Source organism: Moorella mulderi DSM 14980, from assembly GCF_001594015.1.
GTDB classification, from domain to species: Bacteria; Bacillota; DSM-521; order Neomoorellales; family Neomoorellaceae; genus Neomoorella; species Neomoorella mulderi.
This window is the reverse complement of record NZ_LTBC01000008.1, coordinates 18884-39378: the sequence shown is the minus strand read 5'-3', so window position 1 is coordinate 39378 and position 20495 is coordinate 18884. Positions and strand designations below refer to the sequence as shown.

17 protein-coding genes and 1 riboswitch are annotated in these 20495 nt (G+C 53.7%); of the genes, 16 read left to right on the top strand and 1 reads right to left on the bottom strand.

Annotated features, from left to right (window positions below):
• From MOMUL_RS10190 to MOMUL_RS17880, 11 genes are all read left to right on the top strand, one after another.
• Positions 1 to 696: a 4Fe-4S dicluster domain-containing protein gene (locus MOMUL_RS10190; RefSeq protein WP_064774386.1), complete on the top strand. Its 696-nt coding sequence runs from the start codon at positions 1 to 3 to the stop codon at positions 694 to 696.
• Positions 689 to 1366 (top strand): formate dehydrogenase subunit gamma, encoded by a 678-nt coding sequence (locus MOMUL_RS10185; protein WP_062284645.1) that lies wholly within the window; start codon positions 689 to 691, stop codon positions 1364 to 1366. The genes MOMUL_RS10190 and MOMUL_RS10185 overlap by 8 nt, the downstream gene beginning before the upstream one ends.
• 130 nt (positions 1367 to 1496) lie before the next feature.
• Complete coding sequence (locus tag MOMUL_RS10180) at positions 1497 to 3608, top strand: PIG-L family deacetylase (RefSeq protein WP_062284643.1); 2112 nt, start codon at positions 1497 to 1499, stop codon at positions 3606 to 3608.
• The gene (locus tag MOMUL_RS10175; RefSeq protein WP_062284642.1) at positions 3609 to 4595 is read left to right on the top strand and encodes a glutamate--cysteine ligase family protein; all 987 of its coding nucleotides are present in this window, start codon (positions 3609 to 3611) and stop codon (positions 4593 to 4595) included. It abuts the gene before it with no gap.
• A complete protein-coding gene (locus MOMUL_RS10170; RefSeq protein WP_062284640.1) occupies positions 4589 to 5305 on the top strand; it encodes a phosphatidylserine decarboxylase in 717 nt (238 codons plus the stop codon). Before MOMUL_RS10175 ends, MOMUL_RS10170 begins: the two co-directional genes overlap by 7 nt.
• A complete protein-coding gene (locus MOMUL_RS10165; RefSeq protein WP_062284638.1) occupies positions 5302 to 5913 on the top strand; it encodes a DedA family protein in 612 nt (203 codons plus the stop codon). The genes MOMUL_RS10170 and MOMUL_RS10165 overlap by 4 nt, the downstream gene beginning before the upstream one ends.
• 42 nt (positions 5914 to 5955) lie before the next feature.
• A riboswitch (cyclic di-AMP (ydaO/yuaA leader) is annotated at positions 5956 to 6085 on the top strand.
• Between the two features lie 141 nt (positions 6086 to 6226).
• Complete coding sequence (eam, locus tag MOMUL_RS10160) at positions 6227 to 7456, top strand: glutamate 2,3-aminomutase (protein WP_062284737.1); 1230 nt, start codon at positions 6227 to 6229, stop codon at positions 7454 to 7456.
• Positions 7457 to 7702: 246 nt separating this feature from the next.
• Positions 7703 to 8926 (top strand): amidohydrolase family protein, encoded by a 1224-nt coding sequence (locus MOMUL_RS10155; protein ID WP_062284636.1) that lies wholly within the window; start codon positions 7703 to 7705, stop codon positions 8924 to 8926.
• Between the two features lie 73 nt (positions 8927 to 8999).
• Positions 9000 to 9770 (top strand): prolipoprotein diacylglyceryl transferase, encoded by a 771-nt coding sequence (locus MOMUL_RS10150; protein WP_153018350.1) that lies wholly within the window; start codon positions 9000 to 9002, stop codon positions 9768 to 9770.
• A 106-nt stretch (positions 9771 to 9876) separates the two neighbouring features.
• Entirely contained in the window at positions 9877 to 10035 is a 159-nt protein-coding gene (locus tag MOMUL_RS16670; protein ID WP_161485003.1) for a hypothetical protein, read from the top strand.
• Positions 10036 to 10406: 371 nt separating this feature from the next.
• Positions 10407 to 10529: an Hsp20/alpha crystallin family protein gene (locus MOMUL_RS17880; RefSeq protein WP_169802192.1), complete on the top strand. Its 123-nt coding sequence runs from the start codon at positions 10407 to 10409 to the stop codon at positions 10527 to 10529.
• On the opposite strand, the gene MOMUL_RS10140 is transcribed toward MOMUL_RS17880, so the two are convergent.
• On the bottom strand, positions 10521 to 12899 hold the full coding sequence (locus MOMUL_RS10140) for a GGDEF domain-containing protein (protein ID WP_062284631.1): 2379 nt from the start codon (positions 12897 to 12899) through the stop codon (positions 10521 to 10523). The two genes, MOMUL_RS17880 and MOMUL_RS10140, sit on opposite strands and share 9 nt — an antisense overlap.
• A gap of 240 nt (positions 12900 to 13139) precedes the next feature.
• Here MOMUL_RS10140 and MOMUL_RS10135 point away from each other — a divergent pair, with 240 nt between their 5' ends.
• From MOMUL_RS10135 to pstS (MOMUL_RS10115), 5 genes are all read left to right on the top strand, one after another.
• The gene (locus MOMUL_RS10135; protein WP_062284629.1) at positions 13140 to 15080 is read left to right on the top strand and encodes a methyl-accepting chemotaxis protein; all 1941 of its coding nucleotides are present in this window, start codon (positions 13140 to 13142) and stop codon (positions 15078 to 15080) included.
• 159 nt (positions 15081 to 15239) lie between these two features.
• Complete coding sequence (locus MOMUL_RS10130; RefSeq protein ID WP_062284628.1) at positions 15240 to 16889, top strand: alkaline phosphatase; 1650 nt, start codon at positions 15240 to 15242, stop codon at positions 16887 to 16889.
• 173 nt (positions 16890 to 17062) lie between these two features.
• Positions 17063 to 17761: a response regulator gene (locus tag MOMUL_RS10125; RefSeq protein ID WP_062284626.1), complete on the top strand. Its 699-nt coding sequence runs from the start codon at positions 17063 to 17065 to the stop codon at positions 17759 to 17761.
• A gap of 136 nt (positions 17762 to 17897) precedes the next feature.
• Positions 17898 to 19016 (top strand): phosphate ABC transporter substrate-binding protein PstS, encoded by a 1119-nt coding sequence (pstS, locus tag MOMUL_RS10120; protein ID WP_201786505.1) that lies wholly within the window; start codon positions 17898 to 17900, stop codon positions 19014 to 19016.
• Between the two features lie 227 nt (positions 19017 to 19243).
• Positions 19244 to 20347, top strand: coding sequence for a phosphate ABC transporter substrate-binding protein PstS (pstS, locus tag MOMUL_RS10115; protein ID WP_062284624.1), 1104 nt, complete (start codon positions 19244 to 19246; stop codon positions 20345 to 20347).
• Positions 20348 to 20495 lie beyond the last annotated feature (148 nt).

The window sequence follows — 20495 nt, the reverse complement described above, 5'->3', positions numbered from 1 at the left end:
ATGGCTAAGTTTGGTATGCTCGTAGACCTGACGCGTTGTATAGGCTGCCACGGCTGCACCGTGGCCTGCCAGGCCAGGTGGGACTTATTACCCCAGGTGCAGTTTACTAAAGTCCACCGTTATGAGGTGGGTACTTTTCCCAGGGTCAAAGGCGGGGTGGTAACCACCCAGTGCATGCACTGCGACGACCCGCCCTGTGCCCGCGTCTGTCCTACCGGAGCTACCCGGAAACGTGCCGACGGTATTGTTGTAGTTGACGAGCAGGAGTGTATCGGCTGCCGTTACTGCCAGTCGGCCTGCCCCTATGACGCCCGGGGCTTTAACCCGGAGCGGAATATCGTCCAGAAGTGTTATTTTTGCTATGACTTTGTAGAGAAAGGGGAAAAACCGGCCTGCGTGGACACCTGTATGGCCGGGGCCAGGATTTTTGGCGACCTGGAAGATAAAGGGAGCGAGTTATCCCGGGCCATAACAGCTAAAAAAGCCGTCCAGATCAAAGGAACTTCTATCTTTTACGTACCGCCGCGGAACCTGGATCCTTCCTTCCTGCCCCCCGATCTCAAGGAATCCAGTGCCGTGCGCATCTGGCAGGATATTGTCCACCCGGGCGGGAAGACCGTCATGGGCCTGGCCGCCGGCGCCGTAGTTGCCGGTTTAGTGATCAATAATATTAAAGGAGGCGGCAACAATGCCTGAAGAAAGGGTGGAGCGCTTTAACCTGGCCGAGCGCCTGGGTCACTGGAGCCACGGCATCACTTTTGTCGTCCTGTTGCTGACGGGTTCAGCCCTGGTCTTCCGCAGCTACGCCGGCCTGATAGGCCCCGGGGGGTTGCGTCTCTTTCGCAGCATTCATCACGTAATGGCCTATCCCTTTACTTTCCTGACGGTAATTATCCTGCTGCTGGGCACACCACGCACGGCCGGGCAATGGCTCAAGGAGTGCCTCACCTGGGGCCGGGACGACCTCCGCTTTATAGCCGCTTTTCCCCGGGAATTTTTCGGCCTGAAGGTGCAGCTCCCGGAGCAGGGCAAGTTTAACGCCGGCGAAAAGCTCAATTCCCTCCTGACCATAGCCGGCTCTATCTTAATGGTTGTTACCGGCTGGATCTTGCTCCTGCGGGATAGCGTTGCCCCTGCCCTGGTGGCCTGGGCCCTGCCCCTGCACTCGGCCGGGGCCCTGGTCATGGGCGGGGTCATCCTGGGCCATATTTACCTGGCCCTGGGTCACCCCAATTCCCGGGAGTCCATCAATGGTATGCTTTCGGGCAAGGTATCCGCCAGGTTTGCCCGTGAACACCATGCCCGCTGGTACCGGGAATTAAAGGCAGGAGGAAATCAGGGGAAAAAACAGCAAAAAATCGCCTGACAGGACATGCCAGATGTTGCCCTGGAGCAATTCCAGGGCAATAATATTGTCAGAGGAAGGAAAAGTTTATTCTATGGCGAAATAACTAGCAGCTATGATCAAGCCAAGGCAGGTACAGGGGAGAAAAATAGTGACAGGTGCAGGATTCTATGCAAGGGGCGTCAGCGCCGTTATCCCGGCCTACAACGAGGCAGCTACGGTGGGTAAAGTAATTGATACTTTAAAAGAAGTGGCCAGCATCGCCGAAATCATCGTAGTCAGCGATGGTTCGCAAGATGCTACGGCCAGCGTTGCCCGCCGCCATGGTGCCCGGGTAATCGAGCTGGCTACCAATGGGGGTAAAGGGGCGGCCATGACCGTTGGTGCCCGTGCGGCCCGGGAGGATATCCTGCTTTTCCTGGATGCCGACCTCGAGGGGTTGACGGCAGCCCATGTTGAAGCCCTGGTTGTTCCTTTACTGGCCGGCAGCGCCGATATGACGGTAGGTATTTTCAGCCGGGGACGATCGCTCACGGACCTGGCCCAGGTGGTGGCTCCCCACCTTTCCGGGCAGCGGGCCATCCGTAAAGAATTGTTCCTGGCGGTGGGAGCAGAAAAAAGCCGTTTTGAGGTCGAAGTATTGCTTACCAGTGAAGCCCGCGCCCGGGGCTGGCGGGTGCAAAAAATACCCCTGGCCAATATGACCCATATCATGAAGGAAGAAAAGCGGGGGTTGTACCGGGGCATAGTCGCCCGTATGGGTATGTATAAAGACATCCTGGGCTACATCTTGCGCTTGACGCGGAAAAAGATAAAAGCGCGGCCGGTAGCCCTGTTGCTTTTACTGCTCGTGCTGGCGGTAGCCATGAATTATGATGTCCTGGCCCTGCGGGCGGCGGCAGCCGCCGCCGGGCGGATGCCTGATCTGGAACTCCCCGCTGGAGGCCACCGGATTTTGGTCATTTCCCCCCACCCTGATGACGAAACCCTCGGAGCCGGGGGCCTCATTGCTGAGGCCAGAGACCGGGGGGATGCCGTAAAGGTAGTTATTATGACCAACGGCGATGGTTTCCGGCGGGGAGTGGAAAAGTTCAACGGTCCTTTGCCGGCAGGGGCCAGTGACTTTTTGCAATACGGGCAGGTACGGCAGCAGGAAGCTATCACTGCCCTCGGGGTCCTGGGAGTTAAATCTAGTGATATCATTTTTCTGGGTTATCCCGACGGCGGCCTGGCCCCCATCTGGCTGGGTTACTGGGGGCAGGATAGGCCCTTCACCTCCGTTTATACCCGCCAGGCGGCAGTACCCTATAAACTGGCCTTTGCTCCGGGTGAGCCCTATACAGCCCCGGCCTTATTACAAACGCTGGTAGAAATCCTCAAAGATTACCGGCCCACGGATATTTATGTAACTGATACCAATGACAGCCACCCTGATCACTGGGCCACGGGGGCTTTTACCCTGGCAGCCACAGGAAAAGCCAGGGAAGAAGACCCGTCCTTCAGGCCGAATCTTTATACATTTGTTATTCACACCGGGACCTGGCAGATGTTGCCTGTAATTGAGCGGAAGGCCAAACCCCTGCTGCCACCCGGCTATTTCCTCAGCCGGGGCACGCCCTGGTATAAATTGCCCCTCTCGCCGGAAGCCATGGACCGGAAAAAGAAAGCCATTGCCGCTTATAAAACCCAGGAACTGGTCATGCCGACCTTCCTGGCCAATTTTGAACGGCCCAACGAAGTTTTCTCTCACCTTGTAGACCAGCAGATGGTACAGGCTGATAGCAGTGCCGGAGGAGACGGCGAACCCGCTTACTGGCCGGAGTCAGCCCGGGTAGCTTTAGATCCGGCCGGCGATCAGCTGACCAGGAAACTGGAGAAGGGTGGCGATTTAAAGGCAGCTTACCTCTTGCAGGCCGGCAACACCACCTTTGTACGCCTGGATACCTGGGGCCGGCCGGGCTTTCCAGTAATATATACGGCCAGCATCTACCTGTTGCCCGGTAAACCTGCAGGCCAGGTCCAGCGCTTCATCTTGCAGGTAGCCCCCGGTGAAAGGCAAGCCAGGTGGCTGGCCCGGCCGGCCGGTTATAACCCGGGGCCTGTCCGGGTAATCTACCGGGAGCACAGTGTTGAAATGGCGCTACCCGGCCTGGTACCGCCAGGAGAGCATCACCTGATGTTTGCCGCCGCCACATCTATCAGTAAAATACCCCTGGACCGGATACCCTGGCGCCTTTTACAAGTAAATGGGGGCGATATATAAATGGCGCCCCTCCTCTTTGGCCTGGAAGAAGAAGTCTTTATTACCGAACCGGGCCGGCCTACCCTCCAGTCGTTGTATTACCTGGCTCGCCTCCTCTGGCGGGACCCGGCCGATTATTATACCCATACCGCCTGCAACTTTACCAGGGGTAAGGATTTACGTTTTGGCCTGATGAGCGGTATAGAAATTTCTACCAGGGCCTTTACGGAAATCCCAACCCTGCTGGCCGATCTAGAACGCCGCCGCCGGGAGCTGGCGGCCGTCTGCTCCGGCCTGATCGTCCCGGTGGGGCACCTCTTCGACCGGGAGGAGCCTACCAATATCTGCGGCATGCACGTTCATATCAGTGGTTTCCCGGATCGCGAGCGGGCCTACCGCAACCTGGTCTACTTTTTACCTCTCCTGGCCTTACTGGTAATCAACTCTCCCGTTGCCGGCAACCGTTATTACGGCCGGTCCTACCGCTGGGCGGAGGCCTTTGCCATCGGGCCTTTAAGGGGGGACAGGCGTTACCGTTTCCAGGACCTTATCGAATCCAAACGCCTGGGTACCCTGGAGATCCGGGTTTTTGACCCGGTGTGGGACCTGGCACGCATCCGGATTCTCCTGGAGTGTATCCAGGCCATCCTCATGGCTGATGCAGATTATCCCGGTGATATAAAGGTTTACAATAGCCTGCGCCTGAAGGTAGCCAGAGAGGGTTACATAGAGGAGTTACGCCCGGTTTACCGTGACTTAACCCGGCTCCTGCCGGTGCCGGAAGACCTGTTCCGCCGTACCCCTGCCGACACCGTTAAGGAACTCTGGCTCCAGGAGGGAACCCTGGCCACCTATGCTGCCCTGGATAATGCCTACCGCAATGGGATTTTAAAGCCCCGGCCCCTGCGACCGGGAAAGGTCAGCTGGCCCTTGATGCTGGCGGGCTTTTGCGGTTATTATTTACCCAGGATGCCCTATAATATCAAGAAAGTGTGGTCGGAATGGTGACCTTTTTTAAAATCCTGGCCGTCCTTGCCGCCATTAGCGGGGGCATCTTCTGGTACCTGCGGAAGATATGGTTTTATCGCGACCCGGTGCGGGTGGCACCGCAAGAAGAAGGGGCCATCCTGGCCCCGGCCGACGGCAAGGTGGTCTATATCAAGCCCTTTCGTCATGGCGAAGTGGTAGCGGAAAAACTGGGCCGGCCCATTCCCATTGAAGAAATAATGAAGGCGCCGGGCTTTGGCGACCGGGGCTGGGTCGTGGGTATCTACATGTCGCCCCTGGACGTCCATTTTAACTACGCTCCCATTGATGCCCGGGTGGAGAATATGGTCCATACCCCGGCCAGGGTTAATTTACCCATGGTTGACCTGTGGGAATATATCCGCCTCACCTATCTCCGGCGGGCAGTAGATCTCTTTAGCCATCGCTATCGCCTGGTAAATGAACGGTTGACCATTTTTTTAAGGGGCCGTGACATTCAGCTGGCCATAGTCGAGATTGCCGATAAGTTTGTCAATAAGATCAACTGTTTTATTTCTCCCGGCCAGGCCGTTACCCGGGGCCAGAAGGTTTCCTTTATCGAACGGGGTTCCCAGGTAGACCTGGTTATCTTCAGGGAGGATGTCGAGTTTGCCGTCCGGGTAGGCCAGCAGGTTTACGGCGCCCGGACGGTGGTGGCCCGTTACCGGCCGGCAGGCGGGGTAGAGCAGTGACAGCCGTTCACGTCTATGTAGTCCTCTTTGGCCTGCTGGTCATCGAAGGCACAGGTGTGCCGGGTATCCCCTTTGAACCGGCCTTCCTGGCCGCCGGTTATTTAATTGAACGCGGGGAGATGAGCTTCTGGGGGGCAGTAGTGGTTGGGACCGCCGGCAATCTCCTGGGCAACTTGCTGGGCTACTGGCTGGGGGCCAGGCCGGGGCGCGGTCTAATCGAGCGTTTTTTCCACTGGGGTTGGGGTCAGGATGGCCTTGCTACAGCCCGTTACTGGTTGGGCCGCTATGGAGCGGCAGTGATTATTTTCGCCCGCTGGTTCGGTCCCATCAGGACGCCTACCATCCTGGCGGCGGGAGTCCTGGGGATGGAGGCCGGCATTTATACCCTTTATTCAGCCCTGGGGGCCTTTACCTGGACCCTGGCCTGGCAGTATGCCAGCTGGAAGGGGGCCCATTATCTCCTGAGGTGGTGGTACTTTTACCGCCGCTACGCAACCTGGTGGATGGATATCCTGCTGATCCTGGTACTGCTGGCCATTACTGCCGGTTCTATCTATTATTGCTGGCGGCGCCGGCGTATGGGAAGAAATGGAAAAAAATTAGGTTGACAAATCCTTGCGCCTTATGTTAGAATTATCTAGAACAACTTAATAAAGCGTGCGCTGAATCCCTTTTAAGGGAACGGGGGAACCAACTTTTTGGGGTGAATCCTTGTACAAGGTAGGGTTAGCTTTCGACCCGAACCCGGCAGCTAACTTCGTAAGCGTGGAAAGTGTAAGAGGTAGAATACCCCTTTAATCTCGTGTACACAAAACCCCGGTTCAGGCCGGGGTTTTTATTTTACCTCAGGAAAGGAGGCGGCCTGTTGTGCATATTTATCCAAACAAAGGGAGGCTGGTGAGCAGGGAAGCGAGGAGGGAAATGGCCCTGCAAAGGGCAGCTGAGTTAAAGGCCAGGATTATTGATTACCTGGATGCCAGGGAGGCCATCCCCAGCGGTTTGGAAGCCGCAGCGGAGATTGAAGCCAACCGGCAGCGGATTATGGCCTATTTTGGTGCCGGTGAAGATGACTGGCAAGATTGGCGCTGGCAATTGCAACACCGGATTACCTCGGTTGCCGTCCTGGAGGAATTAGTTCCCTTAACTGAAGCGGAAAAGGAAGCCATCAAGCGGGTCGAGCGTACCTACCGCTGGGCCGTTTCGCCCTATTACCTTTCCCTCATGGGCAAGGATGCCGCCTGCCCCATCCGGCGGCAGGCCTTACCCAGTGCTGCCGAACTGGAGGATAATACCGGGGTACTTGACCCCATGGATGAAGAGTTAACGTCACCGGCACCGGCCATTACCCGCCGTTACCCCGACCGCTTGATTATTAACGTCACCAACCAGTGTGCCATGTACTGCCGGCACTGCCAGCGGCGCCGCAATATCGGTGAAGTTGACCGGGGCCGCAGCCGCCGGGAGTTAGAGCAGGCCCTGGAGTATATCCGCCGCAATGAAGAAATCCGTGATGTCCTGATCACTGGCGGCGATGCCTTAATGCTGAGTGATGCCATGATCGACTGGTTGTTAACAGAACTGGATAATATCCCCCATGTGGAAATCAAACGCCTGGGCACCCGGGTGCCGGTTACCTTACCGCAGCGTATTACGCCGGCATTGTGCCGGGTACTGGCCAAGCACCCGCCAATTTACCTCAATACCCAGTTTAACCACCCGCGGGAGGTTACGGCGGCGGCGAAAGCGGCCTGCGACCGCCTGGTGCAGGCCGGGGTGGTCCTGGGGAACCAGGCGGTTTTATTAAAGGGCATCAATAACCATCCCTTTATCATGAGGAAGCTCAACCAGGAACTGCTGAAAATCCGGGTACGGCCCTACTATATCTTCCACGCCAAGCCGGTTAAAGGGACGACCCATTTTATCACCTCCATTGATGAAGGCGTGGAAATAATGGAGAAGCTGCGCGGCTATACCTCCGGGCTGGCCGTACCTACCTATATAATCAACGCTCCCCACGGCCTGGGCAAGACGCCTATCTTACCCCAGTATGTGCTGGCCCGCAATGATAACCAGGTTGTCCTGCGCACATGGGAAAAACGGACCCTCTTTTACCCCAACCTGGGATGCCAGAAAGAGCAGGCTGAGGCTTAAAACAAAAGCGCCGGGCGTTTCCGGCGCTTTTTACATGCCCTCTCCCTGATGGGGCTCGGTGACACATTAAGATCTAAATAAACATAACACCTTTCCTGATACCGGACCATGATTTACCATAATCTCATAGCAATATTCGACATGAAATAACAGAACCCTTGTCCATTGACCATTAAATTTTCCTGTGGTAGGATTAAGATTAGGTTAAATATAAACCAATGTAATTATCAGGAAGGAAGATAAAAAATGAATGATCTGTTAATCAGGCGTGCGCGGCTCATGGATGAGCCGGGGACTGTTGATGTAGCCATTAAGGACGGGTATATTGTTGCCGCCGGGGGAGGGGTGGCCGGTTCGGCCCGGCAAATGGTAGATGCGGCAGGGAGACTCCTGATACCGGCCTTTGTCGATGCCCACACCCACCTGGACAAGGCCCTGATGGCGCCCCAGGAAGGCGCGGGCTCCCTGGCAGAGGCCATCGAGGATTTCCAGAGGCGCAGCCGGAATATGGATAAAAACGATTTTGTGGATCGCGGCCGCCGGGTGCTTTTAATGGCCCTGCGCCACGGCACGACAGTCATGCGCACCCATATTACCGTTAACGAGAGCCTGGGCCTTAAGGCTGTAGAAGCTGCTTTGACCCTTAAAGAAGAATTCGCCGGGAAAGTCGACCTCCAGGTATTTGTCATGGCCAGCGAACTGGAACCGGCACCGGCACCCCCATTGCGGGAGCTTTTCGAAGAGGCCCTGCGCCTGGGGGTAGACGGCCTGGGCGGTGCCCCCCACCTGTCCGAAAGGATGCAGGAATGGGTAGATTATATCTTTGACCTGGCCGTGCGCTATAATGTCTTGATTGATTTCCACGTTGATGAGACTGATGCCCCTTCGGTTGCCTCCCTGGAGTATATAGCGGCTAAAACCATCCAGACCGGCTTCCAGGGCCGGGTGGTGGCCGGTCACTGCTGCGGCCTGGCGGCTGTGGATGAAGAGAAGGCCAGCCGGACCATTGCCGCAGTGAAAGAGGCAGGCATTAGCGTTATTACTTTACCGTCCTGCAATCTCTATCTCATGGGCCGCCGGGATAAGGGTCTGGTCCGGCGGGGGGTCACCAGGGTCAGGGAGCTCCAGGCAGCGGGAGTAAATGTAGCCTATGCTTCCGACAACATCCGCGATGCCTTCCGCCCCTTTGGTAACGCTAATATGCTGGAGGAGGCCCTGATTACCGCCCAGGTACTGCAAATGGGAACGCCCCTGGAGCTCAAAAACGTTATGAAAATGGGCACCTATAACGCCGCGGCCGCCATTGGCCTTAAAGCTTACGGTGTTAAAGCCGGTGACCGGGCCGACCTGGTTCTCCTGGATGCTACCAGCCCGGCTGAAGCTATCATTGGGCAGGTTGAAAAGGTCTGTGTCATAAAGGGCGGCCGGGTAGCAGTGCGGAACGACAAAAAAAGCGACATCATTATTTAGCGGTTGCGTCAGGGAAAAGCAGCGGTTATACTACAAGTAGCAAGCACCATTTTTTTACTGTGGAGGAATGAACTTGTTAGTAGATCTCAATCCAATTGCCTTTCACCTGGGACCTATAGCGGTGCGCTGGTACGGCATCTTTATGGCCCTCTCTTTCTTGGTGGGTTCCTGGTACCTGTACAGGGAGGGCCTGAGGCGGGGCCTGGAAGAAGACTTCCTCCTCAACCTGGCCATTATTGTCATTATCTCCGGCGTTATCGGGGCACGGTTGATGTTTGTCCTGGCCAATTACCCCACCTGGTTCCTGACAGACCGCATCCAGATACTTAAAATCTACGAAGGTGGCCTCTCCTGGCACGGCGGCCTCCTGGGAGGCTTCCTGGCCGGCTGGCTTTATGCCCGCTGGAAAAGGCTTGATGCCAACCAGCTGGCGGACCTGGTGGTGCCGGGCCTGGCCTTCGGCTATTTCCTGGTGCGTATCGCCAACATCTTTAATCAGGAAGTATTGGGCCGGCCCACGGATTTCTGGTTTGGCCGCTGGCCGGCCCAGGTTATCGGTTCGGCTATTGGCCTGCTTCTCCTGGCCCGTTATTTTTATGTCCAGAGCAAAAATCCACCACCCGGCTACCAGTTCTGGTCCTTCATCTTCTATCACCAGGTTTTGCGGGCCGTTATCGAGGAAACAGTACGGGATAACCCGCTGGATGTGTGGGGTTATATTGTTCCCCACTGGGGCCTAGGTTTCTTTACCCTCACCCAGATTACCACACCCCCCATACTCCTTTTAGCCTACTACTTCATGCGGCGTTCCCGACTGGCGACGCGGTTGAGGTATCGAAGATAAGGACCTCAAAATTTTAAACAAAATATAACGCAGACTTTATTTGTCTTTAACCTGGGAGGGTTACAATAAAAATTGCCAAGAATAAATTGCCAGGGAGGTAATGAATATGCGGCAAAAACTAGTAACCCTCCTCAAAGATTGCCTGTATGTGTTGGAAAAGGTGATAGATGCCCCGTATGAGCTGCGGCAGATGCAGGAGCAGGTTGAACGCAAGATTGCCGAAATGAGGAAGGAGCAGCAAAGCGGGGGTAAAAAAGTTGCATAAAAAAACATAATGGCGGGGTCCAGCTTCAGAGCCGGGACCCCGCCTTTAATTTTACGGCGGTATTACTTTTGGAACGGGCCTGCCAGCCCCGCACGGTATTTTCGCCGTAAAAGACGCTGGCATTATTTTTAACGCTGGCCAGATTAATCTTCCCCAGGTATATTTCGTTTTCATGCTGGGACTCCTTTCTTACTCCAACAGTTTACGCAGGGAGGGTTCAGCCAGCCATTCATAACAATGATGTCCGGGTGGAACTACAGGGAAACATTTTGCAGCTGGAAGGGGAAATTAAACCTGACTCCCAGTTGTTGCCGGCAATCATGGTGCACAGGCAGGAAAGGTGACGGGGCAAATTCAGCCGCTCCCTTACCCTGCCGGCAGTAGTAAATATTAAAAGCGCCCGGGCTACCTACCAGCGCGGCATCCTGGAGATTCGCCTGGCTAAACTTCCCGGCCATCAGGGCGAAGCTTTGACTATTGATTTTCTAAAATAAAACAGTTTGATGTGGTACGGCCCAGGACCCTGGCCCGGTGGAGCGGCGGTCGCGCACGTAGATGCTGCCCGGCTGAAGTTTGGCATATTGTTTAAGTTCGGCCGCCACCGCCGCCATTTCCAGGTGATTTTTAAAAGTGCGCTGGCGGCTGTCCACAAGGGCCAGGGAGACGGTCATGAGGGGGAAACACTGCTTTTTTCCCTGGCGGTCGTAGGAGCAGATATAGCCCTGGGAGCGGTCGGCAGGGTCATAAAGATAAGGGGTGTGCCGGTCGAAGTTGGCGATTATCTCCTGGCAGACGGCGTCCGCCCGGCCGGGAACGGTAATAATTACAAAGTCATCCCCGCCGATATGGCCCGTAAAATCCCCGGGAGCTCCATGCCGGGTTACAGCCTGGGTAATAATGTCTGCCAGCAGGCGGATTGTTTGATCGCCCTTTTCGAACCCGTATTTATCATTAAAGGCCTTGAAGTTATCGATATCGATGTAGATTAAGGTAAAGTCCTCGCCGTCTTGCAGGCGGGCGTTAATTTCTTCTTCAATGCGCCTGTTTCCCGGCAGGCCGGTGAGGGGGTTGGCACCCCTGGCCAGCTCGATTTGCGTTTGGGTGATGGTATCCAGGAGCCGCTGGATGGAGATGATGCCGGCGTATTTTTTATCCTGGACCACGATGATATCGTCATAAAGGCGTTGCATGGGACGATGCATGGCGAGTTGAGAGACGTTTTCCAGGGGCAGGTCGACATCTACGATGAGAGGATTGGCATCCATGACGGCCGTGAGCGGGCGCCCCAGGTAGAGGGCGACGCCGTAATGAGAACCCAGGTGATAGTAGAGCCTGTCCCGCGTTAAAAGGCCAACAGGCCTGCCGGCGTCGACAACGGCTACGCTGCGCACGTGTTCATTAGTTTTAAAAAAGGCATCAACTTCATGGGTTAAAGTCCCAGAGGTAAAGGTAATGCCGTGCTCCATAATTTGCCTGGCCACGTGTACTCCCCTGGGCAGGCGGCGAAGTTCCTTACGCTCGCGTAAAACGGCCTGGACCTTAATGTTGATTGTTGGGGCCGGATAGGACGGGCAGGCGATAAAGAAGCCCTGACCGTAAGGCACGCCGAGTTCTGCAAGGGTAGCCAGTTCGGCTTCGGTCTCGATACCCTCGGCGATAATATTGGCCCCTATTTTACCGGCAAAAGCCAGGAAGGTTTCTATCAGGGTCCTTTTTATGGAGGAAAGGTGAATGTCCTTGACCAGGGACAGGTCGATTTTGATAAAATCCGGTTGTACTTCGGCCACTGCCTGGAGGCTGGAATACCCTGCCCCGGCGTCGTCGATGGCAATGAGGTAACCCTGGCTGCGGTAATGGTCTAAGGTTTTGGCGAAGCTAGAAAAGTTTTCAATTGAGGTGCGCTCGGTGAGCTCGAAGACGATCTGCCGGGGCGATAAACCCACCGAAGTTAAAAGTTTTATGGTCTCGCCCCGGCGGAAGAGGGGGTCGTCAATGACACTAGGGTTGACATTTAAGAAAAGATGGCCATGTGATGGCAATATGGGGGCTTTCTGGAGGGCAAGTTGACGTACAATTCTTTCCAAAAGGTAGAGGGAGCCATTTTTCACGGCGAAGTTAAATAAATTGAGGGGAGAGGCAAAGTAACTTCCTTCCGGGCCGCGGGTCAAGGCTTCATAGCCGAAAATTTCTCCCGTATGTAAGGAAACGATGGGTTGATAAACTATTGCCAGGCGACCATGAGTTAAAATGTCTTTAAATTCTTCTAAAAGCTCCAGGATCTCCACTTCCGGCATATCTTTAGCAAATTGCATAGCCTCTTTAATACCTGCATAAATCCGGCTTTCAACTTCCTGGCCAGGACCAGGAGCAAGGTGGGCGTAACCGGCGTGCAGCTTAATTTTTACTTCCCGGCATCTATGGTTCAGTAATTGTTGGGCCTTCTCGCGAAAAGCCTGCGTTTTTTCAAAAAGCTCGCGTGTCGAAGGGTTTTTATCTTCAGGTAGCGAGAAATAGATGATAAAATCATCGCCGCCTAAAGATTCCATCCCCAGCATAGCTCCGATAGAAATATCTCCGGCTGCTTCCTTCAGGACAGCAGGGAGGAGGCGTAAGATGCGGCTGCAGGTCTGGGGGCCATAAATAGACTCCACTTCATGGAATTTAACGATGTCTACATAGATTAAGCAGATCCTTTCACCATTTCTCAAACGGCCGGCAATCTGGCGGAATAAAGGGTTGTCCCTTCGCCAGAGAGTTTGGCCGTCAAAATTTTTGCTGGCATGGGGGTATACTTTTTCGCCCAGCCGGTGCAGGCAGTCGGCAAAAGTGCAGATTTGAGCAGCTAAAAACGGGCGCCAGGACAAAGCCTACCCTCCCACGGGAGTATTGCAACTCTATTTTAAAAGGACAATTTTAGCTAGAAGTTAAGCTCAACTTATTTTAAGGTTAAAATTGGCGGCTCCAGGTATTGATTTTTTATTAACAGTAATTTAAACGGGCCTTAGCCGTAAGTTTATAAAGCTCTAGTAAAATAAAAACTTGAAGAGAGAAGGAACGCCAGGTTCATTTTAATGAGGCTAGAACAGGTAAGGGGAGGACCCGGGTTGAGGCATAGTTTAAAGCAAAGGTTAATATTTTCATTTTTATTGCTCTCCCTGCTGCCGCTGGGCCTGTTGGGAACCGTAGTTGTTTATATATTCAGCTCTGCCCGCGCCGCCGAAGTGCAGCAGCAGCTGCAGGGCACAGCAGCTGTTCTCCGGCGGCAATTGGAGATGGAAATTCAGTCCTGGGTGGGTGAAATCAGGGAACTCGCCGTTTCCCAGAATGTACGCTCTCTGGATCCCCGGGGAGCGAAAGACGTTTTACTGTATAAAAAGTCGGTCACCCCGGTCCAGGAGGCCCTGACCCTGGTAGGGGGCGATGGTTCGATTATAGCGGCCACAGACAGATATGATGGGGCCAGCCTGGCGGGAAGAGATGAGGTAGAGCAGGCGTTAAAGGGGGAAACGGTTATCAAGGAAACGACCGCTGGCGGGACAACTTTTCTTACTATAGCCGTACCCGTTAACCCTGACGGCGTGAAGATAAAGGGTGTACTTCTGGGCGACTTTGCCCTCAAGACGCTGGAAGACGTGTTGAAGAGCGCCCATACTGATATATCTTCGGTCTACCTTTTAAATGGACAAGGGAAGTTATTGATCTCCTGCCAAGAGGAGGCAGATACCAATTTCCAAACCTTTGCCGCTCGTGAAATTGCCGCCGGTAGAGGTGGGACGGGAAGGTACCGTGATTACAAGGGGCAGGAAGTGTTTGGCGCCTTTTTACCCCTGCAAGAAATCGGCTGGGGTGTGGTGGTAGAAAGAAAGGTAGCGGAAGCTATGGCTGCTGCCAAGGGTATAAGCATTTTTCTGGGGAGCGCGCTAGGTTTAATTGCTATTTTTGCCTTCTTGCTGGCCAGGAGCCTGGCCGGCAGGCTGATGCGCCCCCTGGAAAACCTGGTGGAAGTTTCGAGCCGGGTAGCCCGGGGAGAACTAAATGTCGAGGTTAAAAGCAGGGGGCAAGACGAGATCGGGAGACTCAGTTCTACTTTTGCCCTGATGGTTGGAGGTTTAAAAGAGATTGTTGGGAAAATTACCGACAGTGTCGCTGAGGTAACCGGTGTGGCGCGGACACTGGCCAGCGGCGCAGCGACGGTCCAAAAGGCAAGCGGTGAAGTAAGAGCGGCTCTGGCCGGGGTTGCAGCAGGAGCAGAGAAGCAGGCTGAAGGTGTAAACGTAGTTGTAGAGACTTTAAATCAAATTGCCGCCGGCATGGAGCAGATTGCCGGCCGCGCCCTGGCCATAGCAGGGGAAGGTTCGCAGATGGGTGATATTGCTGCCCAGGGGGCAAGGAGCATGAACCAGGTAACCAGCCAGATGGATGCCATTCAGGCGCAGCAGGACAACCTGGGGCAATTTATCACCAGCCTGACGGGCAGGGTGGAAGAGATCAGCCATTTAGTCGGCGTGGTTGGCAGTATTGCCGAACAGACCAACCTCCTGGCCCTGAATGCCGCCATTGAAGCAGCACGGGCAGGAGAACTGGGACGGGGTTTCGCCGTGGTGGCCGCAGAAGTAAAGAAGCTGGCCGAGGAAGCGGGGCAGGCAGCCCGGGATATTACGCGTAAGGTCCAGGTAATTCAGGAGGAATCTGGTAATACGGTAAATGCCATGGCGGAAGCCAGGCGGCAGGTGGAAATTGGTGGCAAGGTAGTGCGGCAGGCAGAAATTGATTTTACCAACATTCGTTCCGCCCTAGGAAGAATCCTGCAGCAGGTAGAAGATATATCGGCTTCCATCCAGGAGATTTCGGCCGGCAGCCAGGAATTAAAACAAGCAGTGCAAGAAATAGCCGCCATCTCCCGGCAAACAGCCGGGTTAACTGCCGGCGTAATGGGGGCTCTGGAACATCAAGAAGAAGCTGTACACCAGTTACATACTGAAACCAGTACCCTTGAGGAAATGTCCGCCGGGCTGCAACAGGCGGTAGCCTCCTTTAAAACCTGAACTGGATTTAACTAATTTTAACCCGCAAGCGGGCTGTAAGGCTGGCAATTAACAAATATTTTACCTTATTTTTAAAACGGGGCAACCTCGGCTTTACTCCATCTTAAACTCCCTTTGCTATGATATAGGCACCAAATCTTAACAGGGAGGTTTTTGTCAATGCCCTTTTGCGGCTCACGGGTTACCCGTAGTTGTTACCAGAAATTGTTATCCCTGGTCCTGGTAGTTACCTTGCTTGCTGCTGCTTTCCTGCCCCTGGTGCCGGCTGAAGCAGCGGCAACGGCCAAAAACGTCATTATCCTGGTTGGGGACGGCATGGGTGCCAGCCATACGACCCTGGCCCGCTGGTACAAGGGTGGTCCCCTGGCCCTTGATGAGATGGTCAGCGGTGCGGTCCGTACTTATTCAGCGGAATCTCTTATAACCGACTCCGCCCCGGCAGCCACAGCCTTTGCCACCGGCTATAAGTCAAACGACAAATTTATCGGCATTGCCGCCGCTAGTGTTACCGTCCCGGGAGCGGCCTCCCTCAACGCCGGCGACCAGTACAGGCCCCTGGCTACCGTTCTTGAGGGAGCCAAACTCCTGGGCAAAGCGACCGGTCTAATTGCCACCTCCAACCTGCAGCATGCCACACCGGCAGCCTTCTCTTCCCACTGGCACAGCCGCAGTAATTACGAAGAAATTGGGAAACAGCAGGTTTACGAGCAATTAGATGTTGCTCTTGGTGGCGGTAAAAAGTACCTTTTACCTAAAGAGCAGGGCGGTACGCGCAAAGATGGTTTAAACTTGTTAGATGAGCTGAAAAATATGGGTTACACCATTGTCAGCAATACCCAGGAACTACTACAAACTAAGGCCTCTAAGGTGTGGGGCCTCTTTGCCGACGATGCCATGGCCTATGACTTTGACCGCGACCCGGCTAAAGAGCCCAGCCTGGCCCAGATGACCCGCAAGGCAATCGAAATTTTGTCCCAGGATCCCGACGGTTTCTTCCTCTTTGTCGAAGGTAGTGAAATCGACTGGGCCTCCCATGCCAATGATCCTGTAGGCGTCATCAGCGAAACCCTGGCCTTTGATGCCGCTGTGAAGGAAGCCCTGGACTTTGCCAAAAAAGACGGCCAGACCCTGGTGGTGGCCTTTACCGATCATGGTAACGGCGGGATGAGTATTGGTAATAAAGCCAGCGATAATACCTATTCCAAGCTCAGCTTTGAGCAGGTCATTGAACCCCTGCGTAAAGCCCGCCTGACTGGCCAGGGAGTGGAGGCCAGGCTGAATGCCGGCCGGAGTAATGTTGTAGAAGTCATGGCCAAGTACTATGGGATAACTGATTTAACAGAAGAAGAGATTGCTGCCATCCGCAAGGCCAAGCCCGGTTCTCTGAATTACGTAATCGGCCCTATGATCAGCAAGAGGGCCTACATCGGGTGGACTACCAATGGCCATACCGGCGAAGATGTCTTCCTCTATTCCTACGGGCCGGGGAAATTAACCGGTACGGTTGAAAACGCAGAAATCGGCCGGAAAGTGGCCGCAGCCATGGGGCTGGATCTAACCTGGCTGAACAAGGAATTATTCATACCGGTGCGCCAGGCCTTTAAAGATGCCGCCATCACCTGGGACAACAGCAACCCCAACCTGCCCAAAGTAATAATTGAGAGGGGCGGGAAAAGGGCCGAGTTGCCGGTAGGAACGAACCTGATGCGCATTAATGGCCAGAAGCATTACCTGCCCGGGGTGATAGTTTATAGTGAGCCGAAAGGCGTTACCTATATCCCCAGGGCGGCAACGCAACTGTTAAACTAGGGTTTCCTGATATAATATCGGCCGGGGTTATTTCCGCCCCGGCTATTTTAATTTGAGCTTCCAGCGGGCGCCGGCCATAAGGACTTTTAACAAAATTTTAAGTCAAAACTAACGTTACTTTAACCCCGAGATTGTACAATTTTCTTAAAAGCACTGGTAGCGAGGGGATATTAATGACTAAAATTCTAGTGGTGGATGATGAAGTGGCGATTCAGGAACTGGTACGCTATAACCTGGAACGATCGGGGTTTGAAGTACTGACGGCCCCGGATGGGCCTACAGCCCTGGCGAAAGCTGAACAAACGCTACCGGATCTCATTATCCTGGACTTGATGCTACCGGGTATCGACGGCCTGGAAGTATGCCGCCGTCTTAAGGCCAACAAGGCGACGGCAGCTATACCCATAATTATCTTGTCAGCTAAAAATGATGAATTAGACAAGGTTCTGGGACTGGAACTGGGGGCCGATGATTATGTGACTAAACCCTTTAGCCCCCGGGAGTTATTGGCCCGGGTTAAGGTATGCTTACGGCGTTTGACTTTACCTGACGGCATTGACCAGCCCCGGCTGCAAGTAGGACCCTTCTTAATGGAGGTTCAGGAATATCGTTTTTACATAGCTAATACAGCTATCAAATTAGCACCTAAGGAATTTGAACTGATGCATTACTTTCTCCTTAATGCAGGCAAAGTACTGCGCAGAGAGCTGTTACTGCAAAAAATTTGGGGTTACGATTACTCTGCAGATACCCGGACGGTAGATGTCCACGTCCGCCACTTGCGGGAAAAAATAGAACCAGATCCGGCCAACCCCATCTATATAGAAACCATTCGCCGGGTAGGGTATCGTTTCCGGGAAATTGTTGATTAAAAGTTTACGATTATTTTATAAATCCTTAACCAGGGATTCATTAAGGGATAATTTAGCCATAACATCAACCTTTTATAATTATATTAGCCTGGTAGTTACCTGCTGGCCATCTTAATTCAAAGGAGGAGAATACTTAGTGCTAAGTAAAAAGAGCAAGTGGGTAGTCCTGCTGGTAATGGCCCTGGTAATGGTACTGGTAGTGGCTGGTTGTAACAGCGGTAAGGGCGATGCTGGTAAGACGCAGGGAAGTGCTGACAACAAGCAGGCCCAGGAAACTAAAACCGTAACCTTGAATGGCGCCGGCGCGTCTTTCCCATATCCCCTTTACAGCAAGTGGATTGCCGAGTATCGCAAGGTGGCTCCTCATGTAACCATTGACTACCAGTCCATCGGCAGCGGTGGTGGCATCAAGGGTATCACCGAGCAGACAGTTGATTTCGCTGGCAGTGATGCCCCTATGAAAGACGACCAGCTGGCCAAGGCCCCTGGACAGATCTTCCACATTCCCACGGTTATGGGTGCCGTCGTAATTACTTACAACCTGGAAGGCGTCAAAACGGGCCTGAAGCTGACCCCGGAAGTCATCAGTGACATCTTCCTGGGTAAAATTAAGAAGTGGAACGACAAGGCCATCAGTTCTTTGAACCCGGATTTAAAACTGCCTGACAAGGACATCACCGTTGTTCACCGTTCCGATGGCAGTGGTACCACCAACATTTTCACCGATTACCTGAGCAACGTAAGCAAGGAATGGAAAGAGAAAGTAGGGAAGGGTACTTCCGTTGAATGGCCTGTTGGCATTGGTGCCAAGGGTAATGAAGGCGTAGCCGGTACCGTTAAGCAGACGCCGGGCGGTATTGGCTATGTAGAACTCGCCTATGCTGTCCAGAACCAGCTGCCTTACGCTTTCATCAAGAACCAGGCCGGTAAATTTGTTGAGCCGACCCTTGACACTACCACTGCTGCTGCGGCTGGCTCCGCTGCCAATATGCCTGAAGATATGCGGGTTTCCATCGTCAATGCCCCCGGGGAAAACTCCTATCCCATTGCCGGGTACACTTACCTGCTGGTATATAAAGACCAGAAGGATAAAGACAAGGGCACGGAACTGGTGAAGTTCCTGTGGTGGGCCATTCACGATGGTGAAAAATATGCTAAAGACCTGCTCTATGCGCCGTTGCCCGACAACGTCGTTAAACTGGCGGAAGCCAGGATCAAGCAGATCAATTACCAGGGCGAACCTCTTTATAAGTAAATCCTCAGGCAATATTGCCGGGGATGAATGGCAGTAATTACTGGACGGGCTGGAAGCTGAAACTTGATCCATACCAGTTGGAAAAGCCGCGCGTGGCGCGGCTTTCATAATCCTTAACATGATATTAACCTGGAGCTAATTTAAACATAACACCAGTTTTTTATAATATCCTGTGGACAGGCAGCAACCTGCTGGTGGTATATTAAAAAATAGGAGGAGAATTTTAAGTGGCGAAGAAAAGCAAGCGGGTAGTTGTGCTGGTAATGGCGCTGGCATTGCTGATGTTGGTAACCGCTTGCGGCAAGAGCGGTGAAACCGGCAAAGCGCCGGCGGGTAGTACCGACAGCAAGACTAAAACTGTAGCTTTGAATGGTGCCGGCGCGTCTTTCCCCTATCCCCTTTACAGCAAGTGGATTGCCGAGTATCGCAAGGTGGCTCCCAATGTAACCATCGACTACCAGTCCATCGGTAGCGGGGGCGGCATCAAGGGTATCACCGAGCAGACAGTTGATTTCGCCGGCAGTGACGCCCCCATGAAAGACGACCAGCTGGCCAAGGCCCCGGGGCAGATCTTCCACATTCCCACGGTTATGGGTGCCGTCGTAATTACCTACAACCTGGAAGGCGTTAAGACGGGCCTCAAGCTGACCCCGGAAGTTATAAGCGGTATCTATTTAGGCAATATTAAAAAATGGAATGACCCGGCTATAACTTCCATCAACCCGGAAGTCAAGCTGCCTGATCAAGAGATCACTGTCGTCCATCGCTCTGATGGCAGCGGTACCACCAACATTTTCACCGATTACCTTAGCAACGTAAGCAAGGAATGGAAAGAAAAAGTAGGGAAGGGTACTTCCGTTGAATGGCCTGTTGGCATAGGTGCCAAGGGTAATGAAGGCGTAGCCGGTACCGTTAAGCAGACGCCGGGCGGGATTGGCTATGTAGAACTCGCCTATGCCGTCCAGAACCAGCTGCCTTATGCTTTCCTTAAGAACCAGGCCGGTAAATTTGTTGAGCCGACCCTTGACACTACCACTGCTGCTGCGGCTGGCTCCGCTGCCAATATGCCCGAAGATATGCGGGTTTCCATCGTCAATGCCCCCGGGGAAAACTCCTATCCCATTGCCGGGTACACTTACCTGCTGGTGTATAAAGACCAGAAGGATAAAGACAAGGGCACGGAACTGGTGAAGTTCCTGTGGTGGGCCATTCACGATGGTGAAAAATATGCCAAAGACCTGCTCTATGCGCCGTTGCCCGACAACGTCGTTAAACTGGCGGAAGCCAGGATCAAGCAGATCAATTACCAGGGCGAATCCCTTTATAAGTAATATCCTTATTGTTTTTCAGGGGAAGGAACCTTGGAAAACAGGCAGCAGGGGAATTCATGAGCCTGGCTCATGATTTCCCCTATCTTTGCTTGCGGAAAGAATTTACCCTGGCAACATGTTTAATTTAGAGGAATTCAGACTGCAAACA

Bases quoted from the DNA above. Each gene is read 5' to 3' on its own strand.
- MOMUL_RS10175 (WP_062284642.1), top strand. From the start codon at position 3,609: ATGGCGCCCCTCCTCTTTGGCCTGGAAGAAGAAGTCTTTATTACCGAA.
- eam (WP_062284737.1), top strand. From the start codon at position 6,227: ATGGCCCTGCAAAGGGCAGCTGAGTTAAAGGCCAGGATTATTGATTAC.
- MOMUL_RS16670 (WP_161485003.1), top strand. From the start codon at position 9,877: ATGCGGCAAAAACTAGTAACCCTCCTCAAAGATTGCCTGTATGTGTTG.
- MOMUL_RS10185 (WP_062284645.1), top strand. From the start codon at position 689: ATGCCTGAAGAAAGGGTGGAGCGCTTTAACCTGGCCGAGCGCCTGGGT.
- MOMUL_RS10155 (WP_062284636.1), top strand. From the start codon at position 7,703: ATGAATGATCTGTTAATCAGGCGTGCGCGGCTCATGGATGAGCCGGGG.
- MOMUL_RS10190 (WP_064774386.1), top strand. From the start codon at position 1: ATGGCTAAGTTTGGTATGCTCGTAGACCTGACGCGTTGTATAGGCTGC.
- MOMUL_RS10170 (WP_062284640.1), top strand. From the start codon at position 4,589: ATGGTGACCTTTTTTAAAATCCTGGCCGTCCTTGCCGCCATTAGCGGG.
- MOMUL_RS10130 (WP_062284628.1), top strand. From the start codon at position 15,240: ATGCCCTTTTGCGGCTCACGGGTTACCCGTAGTTGTTACCAGAAATTG.
- MOMUL_RS10125 (WP_062284626.1), top strand. From the start codon at position 17,063: ATGACTAAAATTCTAGTGGTGGATGATGAAGTGGCGATTCAGGAACTG.